The organism is Ornithinimicrobium sp. (assembly GCF_035267225.1).
GTDB lineage: Bacteria > Actinomycetota > Actinomycetes > Actinomycetales > Dermatophilaceae > Ornithinicoccus.
This window is the reverse complement of record NZ_DATFMA010000062.1, coordinates 41,533-66,508: the sequence shown is the minus strand read 5'-3', so window position 1 is coordinate 66,508 and position 24,976 is coordinate 41,533. Positions and strand designations below refer to the sequence as shown.

The window sequence follows — 24,976 nt, the reverse complement described above, 5'->3', positions numbered from 1 at the left end:
TCCCCCCGGATTCGCGCCCGCGAGGCCGGGCAAGCTACTGTGCGTGCTCGCACGGACGTGTAGCTTAGTTGGTTTGAGCGTTCGCTTCACAGGCGAGAGGCCAGGGGTTCGAGTCCCTTCACGTCCACCCGTCGAAAGTCCCTCTGACCGCTCCGCGCGCTGTACGACTGAGGTCCGCATGCCTGGTGACCGGCGCACGTATGCTTCCGTTCGGGTGGGCGGCTGCCGCGGGACATCAGCGCCCACCACAGGGTCAGCCGAGCCCCACCTCAGTCTCGATGGAGGAGTCAGCGATGTGTCGTGCCGTCCGTTGCCGTACCTGCGGGAAGACCACCTGGGCGGGGTGCGGCGATCACGTCGACCAGGTCATGGCCGGGGTGCCCCGATCCGACCGCTGCCCGGGTCACGAACGTGAGGCCCGCACGGGCAGCTGGTGGAGCCGGCTGCTCGGTCAGGACTGAGCGCCCCGCCGGAGAAACGGGCGTGCGCTGACCGCACCGACGGCTCGCCGGCTAGTCCTGGGCTGACGGACGCATCTGTCGCCACGGCCGGTCGAGGTCGAACGCGCGCCCCGTCACCTCGCTGACCTCGATCGCGACGACGTTGAACTTCGGTGTGTCGACCCAGGGTCGCAACGGTAGGGCGTCGGCCTCGCGCGCCTCGGGGCCGTCGAGCCGTCGCCCGCGCCCTCGGGCCACGACCGACCAGGCCCGCTCGCCTTCGATGCCGTCGATCTCGAACGCCACATCGCTGTGCATCACGACGCCGAGGAGCTTGCTGCCCTCCGCGGTACGGAACAGCAAGCGTTCACGGGGAGCCACCGTGTAGTTGATCGGCACGATGTGTACCTCGTCGACAAGGTGGTAGGCCAGCCGGCCGAACTCGCACTCGGCGAGCCGCTCCCAGCACTCCAGCTCGTGCAGCTCCTGGATCGGCTCGTCGTCGCTCATAGGCCGATCGTCGGGCGAGGGCCCGTCGTACACCAGGGCCGATGGTCCCCTTCGACTGCGGCATGGCCCATTCTTGTGTACTAAGGTGCGCTGGGGGCTAGCAATGGGGGGCACAGTCATGGGTCGTTCTCGCGTGCGAACAGTGGCGGGGGTCTTGCTTGCGACGTCGCTGGGGGCAGTGGCGTGTTCGGAGGGTTCCTCGTCGGGCGGTTCGTCCTCGGACGACGCGCCGACCCAGTCCGAGCAAGGCAGCTCGACCGGCGGCGACGACGCCTCGTCTTCGGCCTACCCCAGCAGCGGGCCACCGGGAGATCCGGATCAGACCATCGACAAGGCGGATGTGGACGCGGCGGTGGAGCAGTTCGGCCCGATCGCGGAGGATGCCCTCGAGCGCACAGGCGTTCCCGGTGTGGCCGTCTCGGTCGTCTACGACGACGAGGTGGTGATGAGCGAGGGCTTCGGGGTGCGCGAGCTGGGCACGGACGAGCGGGTCGGGGCGGACACCGTGTTCCAGCTGGCCTCGGTGTCCAAGCCGCTGGGATCGGCGGTGGTCGCCTCCATCGTGGGCGATGAGGTCATCGACTGGGATGAGCCCATCACCGAGGTCGACTCGTCTTTCGAGCTGGCCGACCCGTGGGTGAGCGAGCACGTGACCTTTGCAGACATGTATGCGCATCGCAGCGGCCTGCCCGAACACGCCGGCGACATCCTCGAGGATCTCGGCGGTGACCGGCAGGAGGTGCTCGAGGCTCTGCGTTACTTCCCGCTCAGTCCCTTCCGCGCCACCTACGCCTACACCAACGCGGGGCTTACCGAAGCGGGGGTGAGTGCCGCCGAAGCGGCGGGCTCGAGCTGGACCGAGGCCTCGGAAGCACGGCTGTACGAGCCCCTGGGCATGAACCGCAGCAGCAGCTCGTTCGAGGACTACATGGAGTACTCGGACCGTGCGATCCCGCACGTCCGTGACGACCGCGGGGACTGGATCGTTGCGCCCCAGCAGCGGGACGCGCAGGCGCAGTCGCCCGCCGGTGGTGCCTCCTCGACGGTGAACGACATGGCCCAGTTCGCCCGCATGCAGCTCGGCGCCGGGACGTTCGAAGACAAGCAGATCGTCGACGAGGAGGCCCTGCTGGCCACCCGGACGCCGCATGTGACGAGCGGCCCTCCGCGCAGCCCGTCGGCCCGCAGCTCGTTCTACGGGCTGGGGTGGAACGTGTCCTACGACGACCATGGCCGGACGCGCCTCGGGCATTCAGGGGCGTTCGTCATGGGGGCGGCGACGACGATTGCCATGGTCCCGAACGAGGACCTCGCGGTGGTCGTGTTGACGAACGGGCAACCTGTCGGGCTGGACCTGGCCCTCGCCGAGACCTTCGTCGACCTCGCCAGCGAGGGCGAGGTCAGCCGCGACTGGGTCGAGCTCTACGGGGAGGTCATCGAGGCCACGATCTACCCTGAGCCGGAGGTCGACTACACCGACCCGCCCGCTGACCCGGCTCCGCCTGCCGACAGTGACACCTACCTCGGTGACTACGAGAACGACATCTACGGCACCCTGCAGATCGCCGAGGGCTCAGACGGTGACCTGCAGCTGACCGTGGGACCGGACGACTCCACCTTCACGTTCAAGCACTACGACGGCGATACGTTCTGGTTCATGCCCACCGGCGGAGCCAGCATCGCCGAGAACGCGCTGCACGCCACGGGTGTCGTCTTCGAGGTTCCCGACGGTAGTGAGCAAGCCGAGTCGGTCACCGTGCAGTGGCTGGAGGGAGAGTCCCCCGGCGAAGGAGTGGGCACCTTCGAACGCTCGTAGGCGACGCTGTGGGTCGACGACCGAGCCGCGGCCCGACTGCGACAGATCCTCCACACTTGCCGTTTCGGCTTGCGGGCTCTGACGAGTGGCCTAGCGTCGAACGCGTGGGGGGCTCGGCCATCAGGGCCGACCTCAATCAACTCGGAGGAATTCGATGAACACGCGTACTCGGCTGCTCGGTGCAGCCACCGTTCTTTCTTTCAGCATGGCGATGGGTGCGGGGGCCACGGCCACGGCTGCCCCGACAGGGGCGGGAGCGGCAACGGCCGTCGCACCCATGCAGATCCAGGAAGGAACCCAGCCGGTCACCGGGGAGGCCGCAGACGGCACGCTGTTCGACGGCAGGGTGTCGGACCTGTCGGCACAGACGGTGGACGGCGTCGTGCAGTTGACCGGCACCATCACGGGCACCCTGGGCGACGAGGCGATCAGTGACACCTTCACCGCCGAGATCACCGACCTGTCCACCCCGGACTCCCAGCCCGGCGGCTGCCAGGTGCTCAACCTCGACCTCGGCCCGCTCAACCTCGACCTCCTCGGCCTGGTGATCGACCTGGAGCCCGTCGTGTTGGACATCACCGCCGTCCCGGGCTCGAACAAGCTGCTCGGCAACCTCCTCTGCGCGGTCACGGGTCTGTTCGATGGCCCGGGCAGCGCGTTGAACGGCATCACCAACCTGCTCAACCGCGTTCTCGGCGGGCTGGGTCTGGCCGGCTGAACCCTTTCCACGCTCGCCGGCGCTGACCGGTCAGTCGACGGGTGCCCGGGCGAAAGCTCGGGCACCCGTTCGCGCTCAGGCTCCGGCGAGCTCGTGCGGCGCCCTGTCGCGCATCCCCGCCTGAGGGCGGCCGGAGGCGTGACAGCATGAGCGCATGACCGTGTCGAGGGACCAGAACGGCGACCAGCCACGGGTCGCCGTCGTCGGCGCTGGGATCGTGGGCCTGTGCACCGGCTACCAGCTGCTGCGACGCGGAGTGGACGTCACGGTCTACGAGCAGGGGGTTCCGGGCAACAGCCAGTCCGGCGGGGTCTCCCGGGTCCTGCGGTTCGCCCACGATGACCCCCGCCTGGTGCGGGCCACCCGACACGCTCGACGGCTCTACGGGCAGTGGGGCGCCGAGCTGGGCGTGCGGATGGTCTCGGACGACGGGGTGCTGGCTCTCGGCCCCACCGTCCCTGCCCGGCTGGAGGCTCTGCAGGCGGCGGGTGTGGGGGCGCGAGCCCTCGACAGCCCCGAGGTGGCCGAGGTGCTCCCCTTCCTCGCCGGCTATGAGGGCCCCGCCATGCTGGACACCGAGGGCGGCTCGATCGACACCGTCGCCACGATCAGCGCGCTCGCCCGAGCGCTGGGGGAGCGGCTCTGGCCGGAGGAGGTGCTCAGCCTGCGCCCGATCGAGGGAAGCGACGCGGTGGAGGTGCGCAGCGGTGGCACCACCGAGGTCTTCGACCGGGTGGTCGTGGCCGCAGGCCGGGGCACGCCGCACCTGGCCCGTGGCATCGGGTTGTCGTTGCCGGTGCGCCAGGGGGTGCACGTGCGGCTCACGTTCGAGGTCCGCGGTGAGGCGCTCACCCGGATGCCGGCGCTGCTGGACTCCAGCGACGCCTTCGGTGAGACCGGCATCTACGCCGCTGCCGTGCCCGGCAACACCGCGTACGGGCTGGGTCTGAGCCAGAGCACCCCGGTGTCCGAGGACGGCGCCCTGGCTGCACCCGACGAGCTCGCCGACCTTGCCGAGCGCGCCCGCACCTACGTCTCGCGGGCGCTGCCCGGCCTGGACCCCGACCCCTCGGACGTGCGCCACTGCTGGGTGACGGAGCTGCCGTGGGGTCCGGACGGAATGGCGGTGTGGCAAGCCGGCGGGGTGCTCGTCGTCGCCGGGCACAACCTGTTCAAGCACGCCCCGAACCTGGGAGGACAGCTGGCCCACGCGGCCTGCACCGGCGAGCTGGACCCGGACCTGCTCCCGGAAAGCCGCCTGGGTGCGCCGGTAGGCTGAAGGTCTTGCCGGCGCACCGCGTCGCCCCACCGCGCAACCCCGAGGAGTCCGCCCGTGCCCGCACCGGTCGTCGTGTCCGTCGAAGGTCTGGAGCGCGAGATCGACTCCGGGACGACAGCGGGTGAGCTGTTCGCTGGCGACTCCCGCATCGTCGTCGCCCGCGTCGACGGTGAGCTGGTCGACCTCGCCCACACGTTGCGTGGCGGCGAGACGGTGGAACCGGTCGCCATCGGCTCCGCCGAGGGCCTGGCCGTGCTACGCCACTCCTGCGCCCACGTCCTCGCCCAGGCCGTCCAGCAGACCTTCCCCGGCGCCGCGCTCGGGATCGGCCCCCCCATCCGCGACGGCTTCTACTACGACTTCGACGTCGAGACCCCGTTCACCCCGGAGGACCTGAAGCGGCTGGAGAAGGCGATGCAACGGATCGTCAACTCCGGTCAACGCTTCTCGCGCCGGCCGGTCACCGAGAGTGACGCCGTCCGCGAGCTGGCCGGGGAGCCGTACAAGCTCGAGCTCATCGGCCTCAAGGGCGGCTCGACGCAGGATGCGGCCGGCGCCGCCGAGGGCGCTGAGTTGGAGGTCGGCGGGAGCGAGCTGACGATCTACGACAACCTCGACCGCACCGGGGAGGTGGTGTGGGGCGACCTGTGCCGAGGGCCGCATCTGCCGAGCACCAAGCTCATCGGCAACGGCTTCAAGCTGCAGCGCAGCGCGGCCGCCTACTGGCGAGGCAGCGAGAAGAACCCCCAGCTGCAGCGCATCTACGGCACCGCCTGGCCCAGCAAGGCCGAGCTGACTGCCCACCTCGACCGGCTCGCCGAGGCGGAGCGGCGCGACCACCGCAAGCTCGGCACCGAGCTCGACCTGTTCTCCTTCCCCGACGAGCTCGGCTCAGGTCTGGTGGTGTTCCACCCCAAAGGGGGAGTGCTCAAGCGCGAGATGGAGGACTACGTCCGGCGCCGGCACATCGAGGAGGGCTTCGAGTACATCAGTACCCCGCACATCTCCAAGGAGGGGCTCTTCCACACCTCGGGGCACCTGCCCTACTACAAGGACACGATGTTCCCGCCGATGACCTTCGAGGGCAGCGACTACTACCTCAAGGCCATGAACTGCCCCATGCACAACCTCATCTACCGTTCCCGCGGCCGCTCCTACCGGGAGCTGCCGCTCAGGTTGTTCGAGTTCGGGGCCTGCTACCGGTACGAGAAGTCCGGCGTGGTGCACGGGCTGACCCGCGTGCGCGGCCTGACCATGGACGACTCCCACTCCTATGTCGCCCGGGACCAGGCGCCTGCCGAGATCCGGCACCTGCTGGAGTTCGTCCTCGGGCTGCTGCGCGACTTCGGGCTCACCGACTACTACCTGGAGCTGTCCACCCGCGGGGACTCGGAGAAGTTCATCGGCAGCGACGACGACTGGACCGAGGCCACCGCGATGCTGGAGCAGGTGGCCCGGGAGTCCGGGCTCGACCTGGTGGCCGACCCCGGCGGCGCCGCGTTCTACGGGCCCAAGATCTCGGTGCAGGCGCGCGATGCGATCGGGCGCACCTGGCAGATGTCGACGGTGCAGCTCGACTTCAACCAGCCCGAACGCTTCGGCCTGGAGTACCAGGCCGCGGACGGCTCGAGGCAGCGCCCGGTGATGATCCACTCGGCCAAGTTCGGCTCCATCGAGCGGTTCGTCGGGGTGCTCGTCGAGCACTACGCGGGCGCCTTCCCCCCTTGGCTGGCTCCGGTGCAGGTGACGATGATTCCCGTGGCCGAGACCTTCACCGAGCATCTGGCCGGCGTCGCTCAGCTACTCCGGGCCGAGGGCGTGCGCGTGGAGATCGACACCTCGGACGACAGGTTCGGAAAGAAGATCCGCACCGCGCAGAAGTCGAAGGTCCCTTTCATGCTCATCGCCGGCGAGGACGACCAGAACACGGGGGCGGTCTCGTTCCGCTACCGCGACGGCACCCAGAAGAACGGGGTGCCCGTGGCCGACGCGGTGGCCGAGATCACCGCGGTGGTGCGCGAGCGACGGCAGGTTTAGGCGCCGGTGCTCCTACGCGACGCAGCCGTCCGCGTCACCCCACAGCGTGCCTTCCTGCGCTCCTTGGCGCCGATCCTCGCCTGAGGCCCTGGCGGTAGGCCCCCCAGCCTAAGAAGGCCTCGCTGCAGCGTGCCCACCAGTGCCAGCGCTTTCCGCGGCTTCCCGGTCCGAGCCGCGTCGAGACGTAGGATCGTGGCATGGACGACCCCGTGGTTCCCGACGGTGCCGAGGTCACCGACTCCGCCGACCACCCCGGTTCCCCAGACGGCTTCCAGCGACTGTGGACCCCGCACCGGATGGCCTACGTGCGCGGCGAGAAGCCCACGTCAGACCACGGTGAGGGATGCCCGTTCTGCGCCGCTCCTGACCGCACCGACAGCGAGGGGCTCATCGTCCACCGGGGTGAGCACTGCTACGTGGTGCTCAACCTGTTCCCGTACAACCCCGGGCACATGCTCGTCTGTCCTTACCGCCATGTCCCGCTCTACCTGGACCTGCACGAGGCGGAGACCGCCGAGTTCACCGCCCTGACCAAGGCCGCCCTGCAGGCGGTACAGACGGCCAGCGACCCGGCCGGGGTGAACATCGGGATGAACCAGGGCGAGGTGGCCGGAGCGGGCGTGGCGGTCCACTTGCACCAGCACATCGTTCCCCGCTGGGGTGGAGACATGAACTTCCTGCCTATCGTCGCGCAGACCAAGGCCCTGCCGATGCTGCTCGAGGACGTGCGCCGACAGCTGGTCGACGCGTGGCCGTCCACCGGTGCGGCCACAGAGTCTGCATGCTGAACCGCTACGCCCGCGCCTTCTTCGCCAAGCTGTTCGCGCCGCTGGCGGCCGAGCTGCTCCGGCGCGGAATCAGTCCGGACGCGGTGACCATCTTCGGAACCCTCGGCCTGCTCGTGGGCGGCCTCGTGCTCTACCCCATGGGCGAGCTGTTCTGGGGCAGCGCCTTGATGGGGGCCATGGCCTTCACCGACATGATCGACGGCAACATGGCCCGGCAGAGCGGACGCTCCAGCCCGTGGGGCGCCTTTCTCGACTCGTCGATGGACCGGATCGGGGACGGGGCGATCTTCGGGGGCCTCGTACTGTTCTTCGCCGGGTCCGGCCAGGGCGCGAACGCCTACCTGGCCCTCGCCTGCCTCATTGCGGGCTTCCTCACCAGCTACGTCAAGGCACGCGCGGAAGGTCTTGGACTGCGGTGCGAAGGCGGCATCGCCGAGCGGGCCGACCGAGTGGTGGTCATCCTGGTCACCACGGGACTGGTCGGGCTCTTCCTGCCGATGTGGGTGCTCACCGCGGCGATGTCGCTGCTGGCCGCCGCGAGCGCCTTCACCGTGGCCCAGCGGGTCGCCATGGTCCACGCGCAGACCCGGCCCGTCTGATGTCCCGCGCCGCCGAGCGGTGCTGGCTCGTGCTCTTCCGCACCGCCTGGCGTGGCGTTCGCTTCCTGCCCGACCGCAGCGCCTATCGGTTGTTCGACCTGATCGCGGTGGCGGCCCACCGGTACGGCGGCCGCGATGTCGAGGCGCTGCGCGCCAACTACGCGACCGTCCGTCCTGAGCTCGACCCCGCCGGGCTGGACCGGCTGGTGCGCGAGGGGATGCGGTCCTACCTGCGCTACTGGTGCGATGTCTTCCGGCTGCCCGACCGCAGCGCCGAGGAGCTGGCCGCGCTGGTGCGCTGCGAGGGCGACGCGCCGGTGCGCGCGGACGTCGCCGCTGGTCGGGGGCAGGTGCTGTTCCTGGGTCACCTGGGCAACTGGGACACCGCCGGTGCATGGGCCACCGACCACCTGGCTCCGGTGACCACCGTGGCCGAACGCCTACGCCCGGAGGAGCTCTACGCCGAGTTCCTGGCCTTCCGTGAAGGACGAGGGATGACCGTCCTCCCACTGACCGGGGAGGCCGCGGTCTTCGGGCGTCTGGTGCGAGCTGTCCGTGCCGGTGCGTTCGTCCCGCTGCTCGCGGACCGCGACCTCACTCGTACGGGGGTGGAGGTGGACTTCTGCGGGCAGCGCGCGGCCATGGCCTCCGGTCCGGCGGCGCTCGCGGTGAGCACCGGCGCACCGCTGCGTCCGGTGGCGGTGCGGTACGAGCGGCGACCGGACGCTGCGCGGGGGCCGTCGTCCTACCGCATCGTCATCTCCTTCGGCCCACAGGTCCCGGACCGCGGCGTGGGAAGCACCGCCGAGCGCGTGAGCAGCATGACCCAGCAGTGCGCCGACTACCTGGGCGCCGCCGTGCAACGGCACACCGAGGACTGGCACATGATGCAGGCCGTCTTCGTGGGGTCCGGAAACACTCAGCGGGACCAGGCCCCGAGTCGCCGGCCATGAGGGTCGGCCTGGTCAACCCCTACTCCCTCGACACTCCCGGGGGGGTGCAGGCGCACGTGCTCGACCTCGCGGACTACCTGCTCGGCGTGGGGCACCAGGTGAGCGTGCTGACGCCCGCGCTTTCCGGCACCGGCCTGCCCGCGCACGTCCAGTGGGCCGGCAGCGCGGTGGCGGTGCCCTACAACGGATCCGTCGCGAGGCTGGCCTTCGGACCGGCCGTCGCAGCCCGGGTGCGGGACTGGCTGGACACCGGCGACTTCGACATCGTGCACCTACACGAGCCGGCCAGCCCCAGCGTCTCGCTGCTGGCGCTGTGGGCCGCCACCGGGCCCATCGTCGCCACCTTCCACTCCGCGCAGACGAAGTCGCGCTCCCTGCGGCTGGCGGGTCCGTTGCTGCAGCCTGCGCTGGACAAGATCTCGGCGCGCATCGCGGTCTCCGAGCAGGCCCACGCCACCGTGGTGCGACAGCTCGGCGGCCACTGCGTCGTGATTCCCAACGGGGTGGACGTCGGACGCTTCAGGGCAGCAGCGACGTCCACCGCCACGTGGGAGCCTGGACGGGACGAGGTGGAGCGCGAGCCCGGTCGCGACGAGGCTGCCGAGCGGGGGGCCGTGAGTGCGCGCTCGGGTCCGACACTGGTCTTCCTCGGCCGGTTCACCGAGCCCCGCAAGGGGCTGCCGGTGCTGCTGCAGGCTCTTCCCCGGGTGCTCGAGGCCGTCCCGGGCGCTCGTCTGGTCGTGGCCGGACCCGGCGACCCCGCCGAGGTGACGGGACGCGTGCCCGGTTCGGTGGCGGCCCGGTGCGACTTCGTGGGGGTGCTCAGCGACTCCGAGAAGGCGGCGCTGCTGCGACGAGCCGACGTCTACCTCGCTCCCAACACCGGCGGTGAGAGCTTCGGGATCATCCTCGTCGAGGCGATGGCCGCGGGTGCTCCGGTGCTGGCCGCCGACCTGCCCGCCTTCCGCGAGGTGCTCGACGACGGGCGGTCCGGCGAGCTCTTCCCCGTGGCCGACCCCGACGCTCTGGCGGACGCCCTGCTCCGGCTCCTGGGCAGCTCTCGCCGACGCGCAGAGCTGGCCCGGGTGGGGCCCACCCGGGCACAGCGCTACGACTGGTCAGGGGTGGGTCGCGAGGTGCTCGCCGTGTACGACTCGGTGCGGCCGCCGGGAGGACTGGTCCGCTCACTGGCCTCGCCACGGCGCCGCGACGCCGGCGCCCACGGAACTCCCGGGTCCCGGCAGGGCCGGTGATGACGGCGCAGACCGTGTCCATCTTCGCCGTCCTGCTCTCGGTCCTGCTGGCCGTGGGGTGGTACCTCTCCTACACCGCGGTGCGGCTCGACCGCCTGCACACCCGTCTGGACGCCACGGCGGCGGCGCTGGACGTGCAGGTGGTGCGTCGCGCCGAGTGCGCCATCGAGCTGGCCTACGCCGGTGGTCTCGACCCGGCCGGCTCCGCGCTCGTGCTCGACGTGGCCAGGGCGTCCTTGGAGCAGGAGGGCCCGTGGACCCGGCAGCGGAGGGAAGCCGAGTCGGCCATGACGGCCATCCTGCGCCGGGTGCTCGCCGACGGGGACGAGTGCGCGGCGATGCAGGACTGCGCGCTGCGAGTGCGGCTGGCCCGCCGGTTCCACAATGAAGCCGTGGACCGGACCCGGGCGGTCCGCCGACGCCCGGTGGTGCGGGCCCTGCGTCTAGCGGGCCACACGGACCTGCCGGAGCCGGTCGACTTCGACGACGACTGGCCGGGCGTCACCGGCGCTCGGGCGGCGTAGACTGGGAGTCGTTCCCCACTTGTTCTTCTGAAAGGCCTCTGCATGTCGCTCACCCAGTCCGCCCCCGAGCAGCGCAGCGGGACCATGCGAGTCAAGCGTGGGATGGCCGACATGCTCAAGGGTGGCGTGATCATGGACGTGGTCACCCCCGACCAGGCCAAGATCGCCGAGGACGCCGGCGCCGTCGCCGTCATGGCGCTGGAGCGCGTACCGGCCGACATCCGCGCCCAGGGTGGCGTCGCTCGGATGAGTGACCCGGACATGATCGCCGGCATCGTCGATGCCGTGTCGATCCCGGTGATGGCCAAGGCCCGCATCGGTCATTTCGTGGAGGCTCAGATCCTCCAGGCCCTCGGGGTGGACTACATCGACGAGTCCGAGGTGCTCACGCCCGCCGACTACGCCAACCACATCGACAAGTGGCAGTTCACCGTGCCCTTCGTGTGCGGGGCGACCAACCTGGGGGAGGCGCTACGACGGATCACCGAGGGCGCGGCGATGATCCGCTCCAAGGGCGAGGCCGGCACCGGCGACGTGTCGAACGCGACCACACACATGCGCAAGATCGGCGGGGAGATCCGTCGGCTGCAGAGTATGTCCACGGACGAGCTGTTCGTCGCTGCGAAGGAGCTCCAGGCGCCCTTCGACCTCGTCACCGAGGTCGCGGAGGCCGGCTCGCTGCCCGTCGTCATGTTCACCGCCGGGGGGATCGCCACGCCCGCCGACGCCGCCATGATGATGCAGCTCGGTGCCCAGGGTGTCTTCGTCGGGTCCGGCATCTTCAAGTCGGGCAACCCTCAGGCTCGTGCGGAGGCCATCGTCAAGGCCACCACCTTCCACGACGACCCCGAGACCCTGGCCTCGGTGTCGCGCGGCCTGGGCGAGGCCATGGTCGGGCTCAACGTGGACGACATCCCGGAGCCTCACCGCCTCGCCGAGCGCGGGTGGTGAGAGGGCCGCTGGGGCGTTCGGGGCCGGATTGCGCACGGCAGGCCGGGCGCGATCCGGCCCGCGTCGCCCCTGTGGTGGGTGTGCTCGCGCTGCAAGGCGACGTCCGCGAGCACCGGGACGCCCTGGGCCTCGTCGGTGCCGACACCCTGGAGGTCCGTCGCCCGGCCGAGGTGGCCGCCGTGGACGCTCTCGTGGTTCCCGGTGGGGAGTCCACCACCATCGACCGGCTCACCCGCATCTTCGGCGTCCGCGAGCCGATCCTGAAGCGGATGGCGGCGGGCATGCCGGTCTTCGGCTCCTGCGCGGGCATGATCATGCTGGCCGACCAGGTGCTGGACGGCCATCGCGACCAGCAGAGCCTGGGCGGGCTGGACATCACGGTGCGGCGCAACGCCTTCGGCCGGCAGGTCGACTCGTTCGAGTGTGACCTCGACGTCACGGGCCTGGCCAGTGACCCGGCCTACGGCATGGTGCAGGACCAGCCGTTCCGTGCTGTCTTCATCCGCGCTCCGTGGGTGGAGCGGGTCGGGCCACGGGTCGAGGTGCTGGCCACGGTGGCGTACCAAGGTCAGGACCACGTCGTCGCCGTCCGGCAGGGGAACCTGCTGGCCACGTCCTTCCACCCCGAGGTGAGCGGTGACTACCGCGTGCACGGCCTCTTCGTCGACATGGTCGCCGCGCACGTCGGTAGCATCGGCAGCCGACCCGACCACCACCACGAGGGATGAGCGCATGAGTGGGCACTCCAAGTGGGCGACGACGAAGCACAAGAAGGCGGCCATCGACGCCAAGCGTGCCAAGTCCTTCGCCAAGCTGATCAAGAACATCGAGGTCGCGGCGCGCACCGGCGGCGGCGACATGGCGGGCAACCCCACCCTGTACGACGCGGTGCAGAAGGCGAAGAAGACCTCGGTCCCGAACGACAACATCGAGCGCGCGGTCAAGCGCGGTTCGGGCGCTGAAGCGGGGGGAGCGAGCTACGAGGCCCTGACCTACGAGGGCTACGCCCCCGGCGGAGTGGCTCTGCTGATCGAGTGCCTGACCGACAACAAGAACCGCGCCGTGATGGAGGTACGCACCTCGTTGACCCGCAACGGAGGGCAGATGGCGGACTCCGGCTCGGTTGCCTACCTCTTCAACCGCAAAGGGGTGGTCGCGGTACCCAAGGAGGGCCATACCGAGGACGAGGTGCTGGAGGTCGTGCTCGACGCCGGGGCCGAGGAGATGAAGGACACCGGCGACGGGTTCGAGATCGTCAGCGAGGCCGGCGACATGGTGGCGGTCCGCACGGCCTTGCAGGACGCCGGGATCGACTACGACTCGGCGGACGTGTCGTTCCTGCCGAGCGTCGAGGTGCCCCTGGACGCTGACGGGGCCCGCAAGATGATCCGGGTCGTCGACGCCCTCGAGGACTGCGACGACGTCCAGAACGTCTACACCAACGCGGACGTGTCGGACGAGGTGCTCACCGAGCTGGACAGCGCCGACTAGGCCTGTCCTGTTCTTCTGCCACGCCGAGGGGGCTGAGAGTGGCTGTCGACAACGCCTCGACCGCGATGCTGTTTGCGGGCGTGCTGATCCTGCTGGCGGTGCTGGCCGCCCGGCTGTCGGAGCGCATCCGCGTCCCCACCCTGCTGCTGTTTCTGCTGGTTGGGATGCTGGCGGGCTCGGAGGGTCCGGGCGCAGTCGAGTTCGACTCGCCCGCTCTGGCCCAGGCCGTCGGCTCAGCGGCCCTGGCGGTCATCCTCTTCTCCGGGGGCCTGGACACCCGGTGGTCCTCCATCAGGCCGGTGCTGGCTCCGGGCCTGGTGCTGGCCTCAGCAGGGGTGCTCGTCACGGCCGGCATCGTCGGCACGTCCGCTTGGGTGCTGCTGGGGTCCTTCACCGACTTCGAGCTCGGTACCCAGGGGCTGAGCTGGCCCGAGGCGCTGCTGCTGGGGGCGATCGTCTCCTCCACCGATGTCGCGGCCCTCTTCGGCCTGTTCCGCGGACCGACCCCCGCTCCACGTGCCCGCATCCGTAGCCTGCTGGAGCTGGAGTCCGGGACCAACGACCCGGCGGCGATCATCCTGACCACGACGCTGCTCGGCCTGCTCGGCACCTCGGACGCAGGCGCCCTCGACGTGCTGGTCGACGTGACGAGGCAGGTGAGCCTCGGCCTGCTCTTCGGACTCGTGCTCGGACTCGGGGGAGTGTGGTTGGCCAACCGACTGCACCTGCAGAGCACCGGGCTGTTTCCCCTCTACGTGCTCTCGATCGGGCTGGTCAGCTTCGGCGTCGGGGAGATCGCCGGGGCCAACGCCTTCCTCATCGTCTACATCGCAGGCATCGTCATCGGCAACCGGCTCCGCAGACACCGCGACCTGGTGCTGAGCACGACCGACGCCTTCGCGTGGCTGGCCCAGATCATCATGTTCCTGGTCCTGGGCCTTCTCGTGGTGCCCAGCCACCTCGTCGACATCGCGCCGGTGGCGATCGTCCTGACCCTCATCCTCGTCGTCATCGCGCGCCCGGCAGCGGTCATCCTGTGTCTGGCTCCGTTCGACTTCGACCGTGAGTCGACGCTCTATGTCTCGTGGGCGGGGCTGAAGGGGGCGGTGCCCATCGTGCTGGCCACGTTCCCCGCCACCTACGGCATGGCGGGAGCCAGCAACATCTTCTCCATCGTCTTTACCGTGGTCGTCGTCTCGGTGCTGGCTCAGGGCGTGAGCCTGCCGAGCGTCGCTCGGCGGCTGCGGGTCACCGAGGACGAGTCCCGCAGCTGAAGGGGGCGCTGGTCGAAAGTGCCGGTACAGAGCGGGAGCAACGGCGAGTCGGTCACCTCCTCCAGCCTCGCCTCATCGTAGCGTGGAAGCGAACACATGTTCGTAGTCCTGAGGTCAGGGACAATCAGCGTCGAGCGAGGAGTTCGATGCAGACCGTCGGAGGAGGACGTCCGTGCGCGTCATGGCAGTCGACCCTGGGCTGACCCGGTGTGGCCTGGGCGTGGTCGAGGGTGACCGTGGCCGGTCGCTGCGCATGGTCGGCGTCGGAGTGGTCCGTACGCCGGTCGGCGACGATCCCGGGGAACGACTGCTCACCTTGCAGACCGAGATCGACGCATGGTTGGTCGAGCACCGGCCCGACGCAGTGGCGGTCGAGCGCGTGTTCGCCAAGGCCAGCATCAGAGGGATCATGGGGACCGCGCAAGCCTCGGCAGTGCCGATGCTTGCGGCCGCACGGCTGGGGCTCCCGCTTGCCCTGTACACGCCCACCGAGGTCAAGGCGGCGGTCAGCGGGAACGGCCGTGCGGACAAGGCCCAGGTGACGCACATGATCACGCGGATCCTGCAGCTCGAGGTCGCCCCGACGCCCGCAGACGCGGCCGACGCCCTCGCGCTGGCCATCTGTCATCTGTGGCGCTTCGGTGGCCAAGGACAGCGGGACCATGCGGCCTCGACGGAACGAACGCGGCGGGCCTCGTATGGGTCCGCATCCTCGGGATCGAACCGCCTGGCAGCCCTACATGCACAGGCCACGACGAAGACGGCCCCGGGGTCGGCACAGTGGGCGGTCCACGCGGGTCGTCGGCACAGGAAGACACAAGGATGATCGCCACCGTCCGCGGCACGGTGGCTCACGTGGGGCTGGACCATCTGGTCGTCGAGATGGGCGGTGTCGGCGTGAGGGTGCTCACCACGCCTGCCACCGCCGCCGCCTTCAGCGCTGGTGACGACGCCCACCTGCACACGTCGCTGGTGGTGCGCGAGGAGTCGCTGACCTTGTACGGCTTCGCAGACGGTGAGGCCCTGGCGCTGTTCGAGCAGGTACAGACCGTCTCCGGGGTGGGCCCGCGCCTGGCCCAGGCCATGTTGGCCGTGCACGACCCGCTGGAGGTGCGGCGGGCGATCAGCGGTGGCGACGTGGTGGCCCTGACGAAGGTGCCGGGGATCGGGCGCAAGGGGGCGGAGCGCATCGTGCTCGAGCTGCGCGACAAGGTGACTCCACCGGCGTTGGCCCACGATGCCGCCCCGTCGGCCGCGTCCACGAGCCAGACGGGGCATCCGGAGTCCGGTCAGGTCGTCGAAGCGCTCGTCGGTCTGGGCTGGAGCACCCGCCAGGCGGAGGAGGCGGTGCGCACGGTGACCGAGGACCCCGGCCCCGCGAGCTCCACCGGGGCGGCCGAGGTTTCCGGCCTGTTGCGGGCCGCACTCCGGGAGCTCGGGCGATGAGCGTGCCCGACCAGCCGTTCGCCGACGGCTCGGCCGACGCGACCGACAGCTCCCGCCTTCTGGGCGCGGAGCCGGTCGAGGACGAGCGCCAGGTCGAGGCGGCGCTGCGACCGCGCCGGCTGGCCGACTTCCCCGGGCAGGGGCGTGTGCGCGACCAGCTCGGGCTGCTTCTCGAGGCGGCTCGTCGTCGCGGTGCCCCACCTGACCACGTGCTGCTCTCGGGCCCCCCAGGACTGGGCAAGACCACGCTGGCCATGATCGCCGCCGCTGAGCTCGAGCAGCCGATCCGCATCACCAGCGGCCCGGCGATCCAGCACGCCGGAGACCTGGCGGCGATCCTGTCGTCGCTGTCCGAAGGAGAGGTCCTCTTCCTCGACGAGATCCACCGGATGTCGCGGCCGGCTGAGGAGATGCTCTACCTCGCCATGGAGGACTTCCGGGTCGATGTCATCGTCGGCAAGGGACCGGGGGCCACGGCCATCCCGCTCGAGCTGCCGCCGTTCACCGTGGTGGGAGCGACGACCCGTGCCGGCCTCCTGCCCGCTCCGCTCCGGGACCGGTTCGGCTTCACCGGGCATCTCGACTTCTATGGCACCGACGACCTGGTGACCATCCTGACCCGCAACGCCCAGCTGCTGGACATCCGTGCCGATGCGCCGGGCGTGGAGCAGATCGCCTCGCGCTCGCGCGGTACCCCGCGCATCGCGAACCGTCTGCTCCGCCGCGTCCGGGACTGGGCGCAGGTCCACGGGCGGCACGTGGTGGACCTCGAGGCGGCGATGTCCGCGCTGTCGCTGTTCGACGTGGACGACCGCGGCCTGGACCGGCTCGACCGGGCGGTGCTGGACGCGCTGTGCCGGCGCTTCGACGGCGGTCCGGTGGGTCTGAACACTCTGGCCGTCGCCGTGGGGGAGGAGCCCGACACCGTCGAGAGCGTCGCTGAGCCCTTCCTGGTCCGGGAGGGTTTCGTGGTGCGTACGCCGCGCGGGCGTTCCGCCTCGCCGGCAGCCTGGCGTCATCTGGGTCTCCGTGCCCCGGATGAGTCAGCCCAGGCCGCGTTGCCGTTCGCAGCAGGCGATGGTCCCGCCGAGGGGCGCAGCAGGCTGGGCTGACACGCGTTCCCGCTCGGGGCAGGGCGTGTGTGACACGCGGCACCCGGCGGGCGGCGCGCCCAGGAGCCGCGCGTGATTGTGGCGGCCCGCTGGGCCTCACCTACACTGCCGAAGGGCCATCGCGGGCGTACGGCCCCGAGCGATCACCACTGTTCCGCCGTCGAAGGACGATCATGCATGTCTATGCCGCCGCCGCCAGCGGGGGAGGGAGCGGCTCGCTCTCTCTGTTGATCTTGACCCTGCCGCTGCTGCTCCTGGCCTACCTCATCTTCTCCCAGCGTCGGCGAGCCCGCCGCGAGGCCAAGGTGCAGCAGGAGCTGGCCGAGGGTGACGAGGTGATGACCCGGGCCGGCATGTTCGGCACCATCACCTGGCTGAACGGCCCGGTCGTGGGTGTCCAGGTCGCGCCCGGGGTGGTGCTCACCTTCGACCGTCGAGCGGTGATCCCTGCCGTCGTGCCCTCCTCCCGCGACGCCGGGCAGGCCCAGGACCCCGACCCGGACGCCCCCGACGACGGTCGGGGCTGAGGCCTTCGTGGCGCTCAAGCCGCGCAACCGGAAGCCGGCGCGCACCCTCGGTGCGCTCGTCGCCCTGATCGTGCTGCTCTTCGGCGGGCTCGTGGCGGCGACCCAGTGGGCCGACCCCAGAGCGCAGCTCACCCCCCTGCTCGGCCTGGACCTGGCCGGGGGACGTCAGATCGTCATCGAACCGGTGGTCAGCGGGTCGAGCGAGGCGTCCGAGGAGCAGGTGCAGCAGGCGATCGACATCATCCGCCGACGTATCGACGGCAGTGGCACCGCCGAGGCCGAGGTCTCGCGGCTCGGAGGCGACAACATCGCGGTAGCGATCCCGGGCAATCCCTCGGCGGCACAGCTGGAGGCCCTGAGCCGCTCCTCTCAGCTCCAGTTCCGCCCGGTGCTGGTGGCCCAGCCGGTGGGAGCGGACGCCGAGCAGCCGACCGAGCAGCCCGTTCTGCCACTGCCGGACAGCTTTCAGCCCGAGCCGTCGGTGGAGGGCCAGGAGGGCAGCCCCGACGCGCCGACCACCGAAGAGGGTCCCGACGACGCTGAGACGAGCAACGGACCCTTCCCCGAAGGACTGCGGGCGCAGGACGACGCAGACCGGACCGAGGACGTCCCAGGACTGCCCGAGGACGGTGTGGCCCCGGAGCCGAGTGACGCCAGCGACCTGGCGCAGATCACCCCCGAGCTCGAAGAGGAGTTCCTGGCCCTGAACTGTGCCGAGAACACCGAAGGTGAGCGGGTGGCAGCCGCCGCCGAGGACGAGCCCGTCGTCGCGTGCGCCACCGACGCCTCCGAGAAGTACATCCTGGGCCCGGTCGAGCTGACCGGTGCCGCGGTGCAGGACGCCACTGCGGGGCTGGAGCAGGGGCAGGGTGGCTCGACCACCGGTCGCGTCCAGGTGGCCCTCGACCTCGACAGCCAGGGCGGGGACAAGTTCGCCGAGATCACGGCCCGGTTGTTCCAGTACCCGCAAGGACAGGCACAGAACCGGTTCGCCATCGTCCTCGACGGCAGCGCCATCACCGCTCCGGGGATCAACGAGCCGATCTCCGGGGGCCAGGCCAGCATCACCGGTGACTTCACGATGGAGACCGCCGAGATCCTGGCCAACCAGATCAAGTTCGGCGCGCTGCCGATCTCCTTCGACACACTGACCAGCGAGCAGATCAGCCCCACCCTCGGTGGCGAGCAGCTGCGGATGGGCATCATCGCTGGAGTCGTCGGGCTGATGCTGGTCTTCGGGTACTCCTTGGCGCAGTATCGCGCCCTCGGCCTGGTCACCATCGGCTCCTTGGCGGTCGCGGCCGTCCTCGCCTACCTGGCGGTGAGCCTGCTGGGGTGGGCCGCCAACTTCCGGCTCACCATGGCCGGCGTGACCGGGCTCATCGTCGCCATCGGCATCACCGCCGACTCCTTCATCGTCTACTTCGAGCGCATCCGCGATGAGGTACGCGCCGGTCGTCCGTTGCGGTATGCGGTGGACACGGGCTGGGCCCGGGCCCGGCGCACCATCCTCATCTCCGACGCGGTGAACCTCATCGCCGCGGGGGTGCTCTTCTGGCTCTCCGAGTCCAGTGTCAAGGCCTTCGCCTTCACCCTGGGTCTGATCACGGTCATCGACCTCATGGTGATCTTCATGTTCACCCACCCGGTGGTCAGTATGCTCGCCAACACCAGGTTCTTCGGGGAGGGACACCGGTGGTCCGGAATGGACCCCGAGCGCTTGGGGGCCAAGCGGTCCACCTACCTGGGGCGCGGCCGGGTCAACCTGCCGCCGGTCAAGACGAAGCCCTCGCGTGCCGAGATCGAAGGGGGTGTGGTCTGATGGCCCGCTTCGCCACCCTGGGCAACGACCTCTACACCGGCAAGCGTTCCTTCGACATCGTCGGGCGACGCAGGCTCTGGTATGTCGTCTCGGCCGTGCTCATCGTGCTGTCCCTGGTCGGGTTGCTCGGCAGGGGGCTGAACTTCGGCATCGAGTTCCGCGGGGGCTCCGAGCTGCGGGTCAGCAGTGTGCAGGACCTCGGTGACTACGAGGACACCGCGACCGCCGCTGTGGAGCAGGCGGCACCCGATACCGAGCCAACGGTCACCCTGATCGGCGACGACACGGTCCGGGTGCAGACCGGCCAGCTGCGCAACGCCCAGTCCGAGCAGGTGCGAGCCGACCTCGCCGAGGCCTTCGACGTCGGGACCGAGGAGGTGACCAGCTCGTTCGTCGGGCCCTCCTGGGGCGACACGGTCACCACCAAGGCGATCCAGGCGCTGGTCGTCTTCCTGCTGCTGGTCTCGCTGGTGCTGGCCTTGTACTTCCGGACCTGGAAGATGTCCGCCGCCGCGCTGGTGGCGCTGCTGCACGACGTGGTCTTCACCGTCGGCACCTACGCTCTGCTCGGCATCGAGGTCTCACCAGCCTCCATGATCGGCTTCCTGACCATCCTGGGCTACTCGATCTACGACATGATCGTCGTGCTCGACAAGGTGCGCGAGAGCACCGAGCAGGCCATGGACACCAGCCGGATGACGTACGCCGAGGCCGCCAACCTCGCCGTCAACCAGACGCTCGTGCGCTCGATCAACACCTCGGTGGTGGCACTGCTGCCCGTCGCCACCATCGTGGTGGTCGGCGTCGTGTTCATCGGTCCCGGCACGCTGCTCGACCTCGCGGTTGCGCTGTTCATCGGGATCGCGGTGGGCACGTTCTCCTCGATCTTCATCGCCACTCCGCTCTTGGTGCAGCTGCGCCAGCACGACGACGAGGTCGTGACCCTCGACGGCAAGGTGAACCGGCGGGTCCAGCGTGACGCCGCCAAGGCGGACGCGGTCGCTGGGAACACCGGACTCGGTGAGGGCGACCCCGCTGCGTCGTCGCCAGGCTCAGCGTCCGGGCGGCCGGCTCCCCGAGAGGCGGTGACGGGGCGAGAGGTCCACCCCTGGGCCCAGCGCGGTCCACGTAACCAACCCAAACGCCCACCGAGGTCGCGCCGATGAGCTCACTGTCCGATCCCCACCCCGACCAGCGCCGTGACGAACTGGCGCGTGAGGTCTCCCAGGTGCTCCGGGACGTCCCGGACTTCCCGGAGCCCGGCATCGTCTTCAAGGACTTCACGCCTCTGCTGGCCGATCCCGGCCTCAGCGCCCGCGTGGTGGATGACCTGGCCGGGCGGCATCGAGGCGAGATCGACATCGTGGCGGGGATCGAAGCGCGAGGCTTCGTCTTCGGCGCGGCCACCGCCTACGCACTCGCCGTCCCGTTCGTGCCCATCCGCAAGGCCGGGAAGCTGCCCAGCGCGACGTACCGGGTGGACTACGACCTCGAGTACGGCAGCGCGACGCTCGAGATGCACACCGACGCCGTCCGGCCCGGCCAGCGCGTGCTGCTCGTGGACGACGTCCTGGCCACCGGTGGCACCGCCGCGGCGACCGTCGAGCTCCTTCGCCGTGCGCAGGCTCACGTCAGTGCGGTGGAGGTCATCCTCGAGCTCGGCTTCCTGTCCGGCCGGGAGGCCGTGCCGGACGTCATGGTCCGCTCGCTGCTGAGCACCTGAGGCCTCGTTCTCCTCGCCTCGGGGCGGCCACACCCTGCGGGCATACACTGGAGGTATGGGTGAGGACACCGTGGGCCAGGCCGCACCGGCTGTCTCGCCTGGTGTCCGGGCCCGTTGGGCGATTCTCGGCGGTACCCGGTCCACCGACAACCCGGTGCTGGAGCCGCTGCTGCGCGCTGTGCGGGCCACCCACCCGCGGGGCGACCTCAGCCTCATCGAACGCGCCTACCGGGTCGCCGAGGGCGCCCACCGGGGGCAGATGCGCAAGAGCGGCGATGCCTACATCACCCATCCGCTCGCCGTAGCCACGATCCTGGCCGAGCTCGGCATGACCCCCTCGACCATCGCTGCGGCCCTGCTGCACGACACCGTGGAGGACACCACCTACTCGCTCGAGCAGCTCCGCTCCGAGTTCGGCGACGAGATCGCCATGCTCGTCGACGGCGTGACCAAGCTGGACAAGGTGGTCTACGGCGAGGCCGCCCAGGCCGAGACCGTGCGCAAGATGGTCGTGGCCATGTCGCGCGACATCCGGGTGCTGGTCATCAAGCTCGCCGACCGGCTACACAACGCCCGTACCTGGCGCTACGTCTCGGCCGAGTCCGCCGCCCGCAAGGCAGCGGAGACTCTGGAGATCTACGCCCCCCTGGCCCACCGGCTGGGGATGAACACGATCAAATGGGAGCTGGAGGACCTGTCCTTCGCCTACCTCTACCCCAAGGTGTACGACGAGATCGTGCGCATGGTGGCCGAGCGGTCACCGGCCCGGGAGGAGTACCTGGCCCGGGTGCGGTCCCAGATCAGCGCGGACCTCAAGGTCAGCAAGATCCGCGCCACGGTCACGGGCAGGCCGAAGCACTACTACTCGGTCTACCAGAAGATGATCGTGCGTGGGCACGACTTCGAGCAGATCTACGACCTGGTGGCCGTCCGTGTCCTGGTGGAGTCGGTCGGGGACTGCTATGCCGTGCTGGGGGCCCTGCACGCCCGCTGGAGCCCGGTGCCCGGGCGGTTCAAGGACTACATCGCCGTGCCCAAGTTCAACATGTACCAGTCGCTGCACACGACGGTGATGGGGCCGGACGGCAAGCCGGTCGAGGTGCAGATCCGGACGTACCACATGCACCGCCGCGCAGAGTACGGCGTGGCCGCCCACTGGAAGTACAAGGAGGTCGGCAAGGCCAAGAACGGCGACGGCAACGGTGCGGGGGACATGACGTGGCTGCGCCAGCTGGTGGACTGGCAGCGCGACACCAGCGACCCGGACGAGTTCTTGGAGTCACTGCGCTACGAGATCCGCGAGGCCGAGGTGTACGTCTACACCCCGGCCGGCGACGTGATCGCGCTGCCGTCGGGGTCGACCACGGTGGACTTCGCCTACGCCGTGCATACCGAGGTCGGTCACCGGTGCGTCGGCGGCAGGGTGAACGGCAGGCTCATCCCCCTGGAGAAGCCGCTGGTCAGCGGCGACTGCGTAGAGATCATCACCTCCAAGGCGCAGGACGCGGGACCGAGCCGAGACTGGCTGACCTTCGTCAAGAGCGGCCGGGCCCGCACCAAGATCCGGCACTGGTTCTCCCGTGAGCGCCGGGACGAGGCGATCGACCGCGGACGGGATGAGATCGCCAAGGTGCTGCGCAAGCGCAACCAGCCCCTGCAGCGCCTGATGTCCCACGAGTCACTCACGGCGGTGGCAGGCGAGCTGCGCTACCAGAGCATCGAGTCGCTCTACGCCGCGGTCGGAGAGTCCCACGTCTCTGCCGACCACGTGGTCAAGCAGCTCGTGGCCACCCTGGGCGGGGAAGCGGGGGCGACCGAGGACATGGCCGAGGCGGTCACCCCGCGTCGAGGGCGCACCCGCGCGACCAACCCCGGGGTGATGGTCGTGGGGACCGACGACGTCTGGGTCAAGGTCGCCAAGTGCTGCACCCCCGTTCCGGGCGACGAGATCCTGGGCTTCGTCACCCACGGCAAGGGTGTCTCCGTACACCGTGTCGACTGCACCAACGTGGAGAACCTCAAGCGCCACCCCGACCGGCTGATCGACGTCGCCTGGTCGCCGACCGAGGCCAGTGTGTTCATGGTCAACATGCAGGTCGAGGCCCTGGACCGGCCGGGCCTGCTGACCGACATCACCCGGACGCTGGCCGAGCAGCGGGTCAACATCACCTCGGCGTCGGTGCAGACCAGCCGGGACCGGGTGGCGCTGTCCCGGTTCACGTTCGAGATGGCCGACCCCTCCCACCTGGAGAGCGTGCTTCGGGCGGTGCGCCGGGTCGAGGCCGTGCTGGACGTCTACCGGGTCACCGGCACCCAGAACACCGACCCGCACCGGCGGGAACAGCAGGGAGCCTGAACCTGAGCACGCGAGGACGTTTTCAGGCGGTGGGAGCCAGGAAGGCGGCCAGCGCGGCGACGTAGGCAGCGTGGTCGGCCACGCCACACACCTCGCGGGCCGAGTGCATGGACAGCGTGGCCGCGCCCACGTCCACCGTGCTCGCCCCGGTGGCCGCAGCGGTGAACGGCCCCACAGTGGAGCCGCAGGGCAAGTCGGTGCGGTTCACGAACACCTGCAACGGCACCCCGGCCTGTTCGCACGCCAGCCGGAAGGCGGCGGTGCCGACCGCGTCGGTGGCGTAGCGAGCCTGGGCGTTGACCTTCAGGACAGGACCGCCGTTCATCGCCACCGGGTGGAGCGCGTCGTGGCGCTCGGGGTAGTTGGGGTGGGTGGCGTGGGCCATGTCCGCCGAGGCGACCACGGTGCCGGCCATCGCCCGGGCATAGGTCTCGCGTGATCCGCCTCCGGCCAGCACGATGCGCTCCAGCCAGGTGGGGAGAAGCGATGACTGGGCGCCGCTGGCCGTGGTGCTCCCTACCTCCTCATGGTCGAAGAGCACGACAACCGGCACGGGGCCTTGGCCGTCGTGCGCGCCCGGCACGCTACGTAGCAGCGCCTGCACCGCGGCGTGGCAGGTGGCCTGGTTGTCCAACCGAGCCGAGGCCACCAGGTCCCGGTCGCGCCCGATCCGACGAGCGGGGGTCAGGTCATGGGCCATAGCCTCCCAGGCGAGCAGGTCCTGGGGGGCCACGCCCAGACGATCAGCCAGATAGCCGTGGAAGTCACCTGGCTCGTCACCCAGCCCCCAGTGCGGGGCCAGGTGGCGCGCCGGGTTGAGCTTCAGCCCCTCGCGTGTGCTGTCGCGATCGAGGTGGATCGCCAGCTGGGACACTCGCAGCAGCGGGTCGTCGAGATGGAAGAGGATGTGCTGGGCGGCCGTGCCGCGGTCGGTCCGGAGGACGGCTCGCCCCGACAGCCCGAGGTCACGGTCCAGCCAGGAGCTGAGCAGGGGGCCCCCGTAGACCTCGACCCCCAGGCCCTGCCACCCGGCCACGCTCTGGTCAGGGCGAGGTTTGATCCTCAGGTTGGGTGAGTCGGTGTGGCCGGTGACGACGCGGAACGTCGTGGCCGGCGGGTCTGGAGTCCTCGACCATCCGGCACCGGGTTGCACCCAGGCGAGCAGCGATCCGCCCCGGCGCAGCAGGTAGCGGCCGGGGGCGGTGGGCGTGCTGTCTGCCTCGTCGACCTCCACGAAGCCGGACCCGCTCAGCTGTGCCGCGGCGGTGGCCACCGCATGGAAAGGAGAGGGGCTGGCGTCGAGGAAGGCGCACAACGAGCCGGCCAGCTCCGCCGGGTCGGGTACCGACACGTGCAG

Annotated in this window: 23 protein-coding genes and 1 tRNA gene; 22 read left to right on the top strand and 2 right to left on the bottom strand. The window is 70.2% G+C overall.

What is annotated here, in order from left to right; genetic code table 11:
• Positions 1-53 precede the first annotated feature (53 nt).
• A tRNA-Val gene (locus VJ976_RS05375) sits at positions 54-127 on the top strand.
• A gap of 385 nt (positions 128-512) precedes the next feature.
• Here the strand turns inward: VJ976_RS05375 and VJ976_RS05370 are convergent.
• Positions 513-950 (bottom strand): pyridoxamine 5'-phosphate oxidase family protein, encoded by a 438-nt coding sequence (locus tag VJ976_RS05370; RefSeq protein WP_324099084.1) that lies wholly within the window; start codon positions 948-950, stop codon positions 513-515.
• Positions 951-1,104: 154 nt separating this feature from the next.
• Here VJ976_RS05370 and VJ976_RS05365 point away from each other — a divergent pair, with 154 nt between their 5' ends.
• From VJ976_RS05365 to VJ976_RS05265, 21 genes are all read left to right on the top strand, one after another.
• Positions 1,105-2,766: a serine hydrolase gene (locus VJ976_RS05365; protein WP_324099083.1), complete on the top strand. Its 1,662-nt coding sequence runs from the start codon at positions 1,105-1,107 to the stop codon at positions 2,764-2,766.
• Between the two features lie 154 nt (positions 2,767-2,920).
• A complete protein-coding gene (locus tag VJ976_RS05360; RefSeq protein ID WP_324099082.1) occupies positions 2,921-3,484 on the top strand; it encodes an ABC transporter substrate-binding protein in 564 nt (187 codons plus the stop codon).
• A 154-nt stretch (positions 3,485-3,638) separates the two neighbouring features.
• Complete coding sequence (locus tag VJ976_RS05355; protein WP_324099081.1) at positions 3,639-4,763, top strand: FAD-binding oxidoreductase; 1,125 nt, start codon at positions 3,639-3,641, stop codon at positions 4,761-4,763.
• Between the two features lie 54 nt (positions 4,764-4,817).
• Positions 4,818-6,800: a threonine--tRNA ligase gene (gene thrS / locus VJ976_RS05350; RefSeq protein WP_324099080.1), complete on the top strand. Its 1,983-nt coding sequence runs from the start codon at positions 4,818-4,820 to the stop codon at positions 6,798-6,800.
• A gap of 197 nt (positions 6,801-6,997) precedes the next feature.
• Positions 6,998-7,588, top strand: coding sequence for an HIT domain-containing protein (locus tag VJ976_RS05345; RefSeq protein ID WP_324099079.1), 591 nt, complete (start codon positions 6,998-7,000; stop codon positions 7,586-7,588).
• Complete coding sequence (pgsA, locus tag VJ976_RS05340; protein WP_324099078.1) at positions 7,582-8,187, top strand: phosphatidylinositol phosphate synthase; 606 nt, start codon at positions 7,582-7,584, stop codon at positions 8,185-8,187. The genes VJ976_RS05345 and pgsA overlap by 7 nt, the downstream gene beginning before the upstream one ends.
• Positions 8,187-9,140, top strand: a complete 954-nt coding sequence (locus tag VJ976_RS05335) for a phosphatidylinositol mannoside acyltransferase (RefSeq protein ID WP_324099077.1) — start codon at positions 8,187-8,189, stop codon at positions 9,138-9,140. Before pgsA ends, VJ976_RS05335 begins: the two co-directional genes overlap by 1 nt.
• Complete coding sequence (locus VJ976_RS05330; RefSeq protein WP_324099076.1) at positions 9,137-10,393, top strand: glycosyltransferase family 4 protein; 1,257 nt, start codon at positions 9,137-9,139, stop codon at positions 10,391-10,393. The genes VJ976_RS05335 and VJ976_RS05330 overlap by 4 nt, the downstream gene beginning before the upstream one ends.
• The gene (locus VJ976_RS05325) at positions 10,393-10,917 is read left to right on the top strand and encodes a hypothetical protein (RefSeq protein ID WP_324099075.1); all 525 of its coding nucleotides are present in this window, start codon (positions 10,393-10,395) and stop codon (positions 10,915-10,917) included. The genes VJ976_RS05330 and VJ976_RS05325 overlap by 1 nt, the downstream gene beginning before the upstream one ends.
• 42 nt (positions 10,918-10,959) lie before the next feature.
• Entirely contained in the window at positions 10,960-11,868 is a 909-nt protein-coding gene (pdxS, locus tag VJ976_RS05320) for a pyridoxal 5'-phosphate synthase lyase subunit PdxS (RefSeq protein ID WP_324099074.1), read from the top strand.
• 80 nt (positions 11,869-11,948) lie between these two features.
• Positions 11,949-12,596 carry a pyridoxal 5'-phosphate synthase glutaminase subunit PdxT gene (gene pdxT / locus VJ976_RS05315; RefSeq protein WP_324099073.1) on the top strand — a complete coding sequence of 216 codons (648 nt, stop codon included), beginning with the start codon at positions 11,949-11,951 and terminating at the stop codon, positions 12,594-12,596.
• A gap of 4 nt (positions 12,597-12,600) precedes the next feature.
• Positions 12,601-13,359, top strand: a complete 759-nt coding sequence (locus VJ976_RS05310; protein ID WP_324099072.1) for a YebC/PmpR family DNA-binding transcriptional regulator — start codon at positions 12,601-12,603, stop codon at positions 13,357-13,359.
• Positions 13,360-13,397: 38 nt separating this feature from the next.
• Positions 13,398-14,633, top strand: coding sequence for a potassium/proton antiporter (locus tag VJ976_RS05305; protein WP_324099071.1), 1,236 nt, complete (start codon positions 13,398-13,400; stop codon positions 14,631-14,633).
• A gap of 181 nt (positions 14,634-14,814) precedes the next feature.
• Positions 14,815-15,459, top strand: a complete 645-nt coding sequence (locus tag VJ976_RS05300) for a crossover junction endodeoxyribonuclease RuvC (RefSeq protein WP_414693568.1) — start codon at positions 14,815-14,817, stop codon at positions 15,457-15,459.
• On the top strand, positions 15,456-16,079 hold the full coding sequence (ruvA, locus tag VJ976_RS05295; protein ID WP_324099069.1) for a Holliday junction branch migration protein RuvA: 624 nt from the start codon (positions 15,456-15,458) through the stop codon (positions 16,077-16,079). The genes VJ976_RS05300 and ruvA overlap by 4 nt, the downstream gene beginning before the upstream one ends.
• Positions 16,076-17,191, top strand: a complete 1,116-nt coding sequence (gene ruvB / locus VJ976_RS05290) for a Holliday junction branch migration DNA helicase RuvB (RefSeq protein ID WP_324099068.1) — start codon at positions 16,076-16,078, stop codon at positions 17,189-17,191. The genes ruvA and ruvB overlap by 4 nt, the downstream gene beginning before the upstream one ends.
• Positions 17,192-17,364: 173 nt before the next feature.
• Positions 17,365-17,718, top strand: a complete 354-nt coding sequence (locus tag VJ976_RS05285) for a preprotein translocase subunit YajC (RefSeq protein ID WP_324099067.1) — start codon at positions 17,365-17,367, stop codon at positions 17,716-17,718.
• Positions 17,719-17,725: 7 nt separating this feature from the next.
• Entirely contained in the window at positions 17,726-19,540 is a 1,815-nt protein-coding gene (secD, locus tag VJ976_RS05280; RefSeq protein ID WP_324099066.1) for a protein translocase subunit SecD, read from the top strand.
• A complete protein-coding gene (secF, locus tag VJ976_RS05275) occupies positions 19,540-20,706 on the top strand; it encodes a protein translocase subunit SecF (RefSeq protein WP_324099065.1) in 1,167 nt (388 codons plus the stop codon). Before secD ends, secF begins: the two co-directional genes overlap by 1 nt.
• A complete protein-coding gene (locus VJ976_RS05270) occupies positions 20,703-21,263 on the top strand; it encodes an adenine phosphoribosyltransferase (RefSeq protein ID WP_324099064.1) in 561 nt (186 codons plus the stop codon). The genes secF and VJ976_RS05270 overlap by 4 nt, the downstream gene beginning before the upstream one ends.
• A gap of 55 nt (positions 21,264-21,318) precedes the next feature.
• Positions 21,319-23,619, top strand: a complete 2,301-nt coding sequence (locus VJ976_RS05265; protein ID WP_324099063.1) for a bifunctional (p)ppGpp synthetase/guanosine-3',5'-bis(diphosphate) 3'-pyrophosphohydrolase — start codon at positions 21,319-21,321, stop codon at positions 23,617-23,619.
• A 22-nt stretch (positions 23,620-23,641) separates the two neighbouring features.
• Here the strand turns inward: VJ976_RS05265 and VJ976_RS05260 are convergent, their stop codons facing one another.
• A complete protein-coding gene (locus VJ976_RS05260) occupies positions 23,642-24,970 on the bottom strand; it encodes a M18 family aminopeptidase (protein WP_324099062.1) in 1,329 nt (442 codons plus the stop codon).
• Positions 24,971-24,976 lie beyond the last annotated feature (6 nt).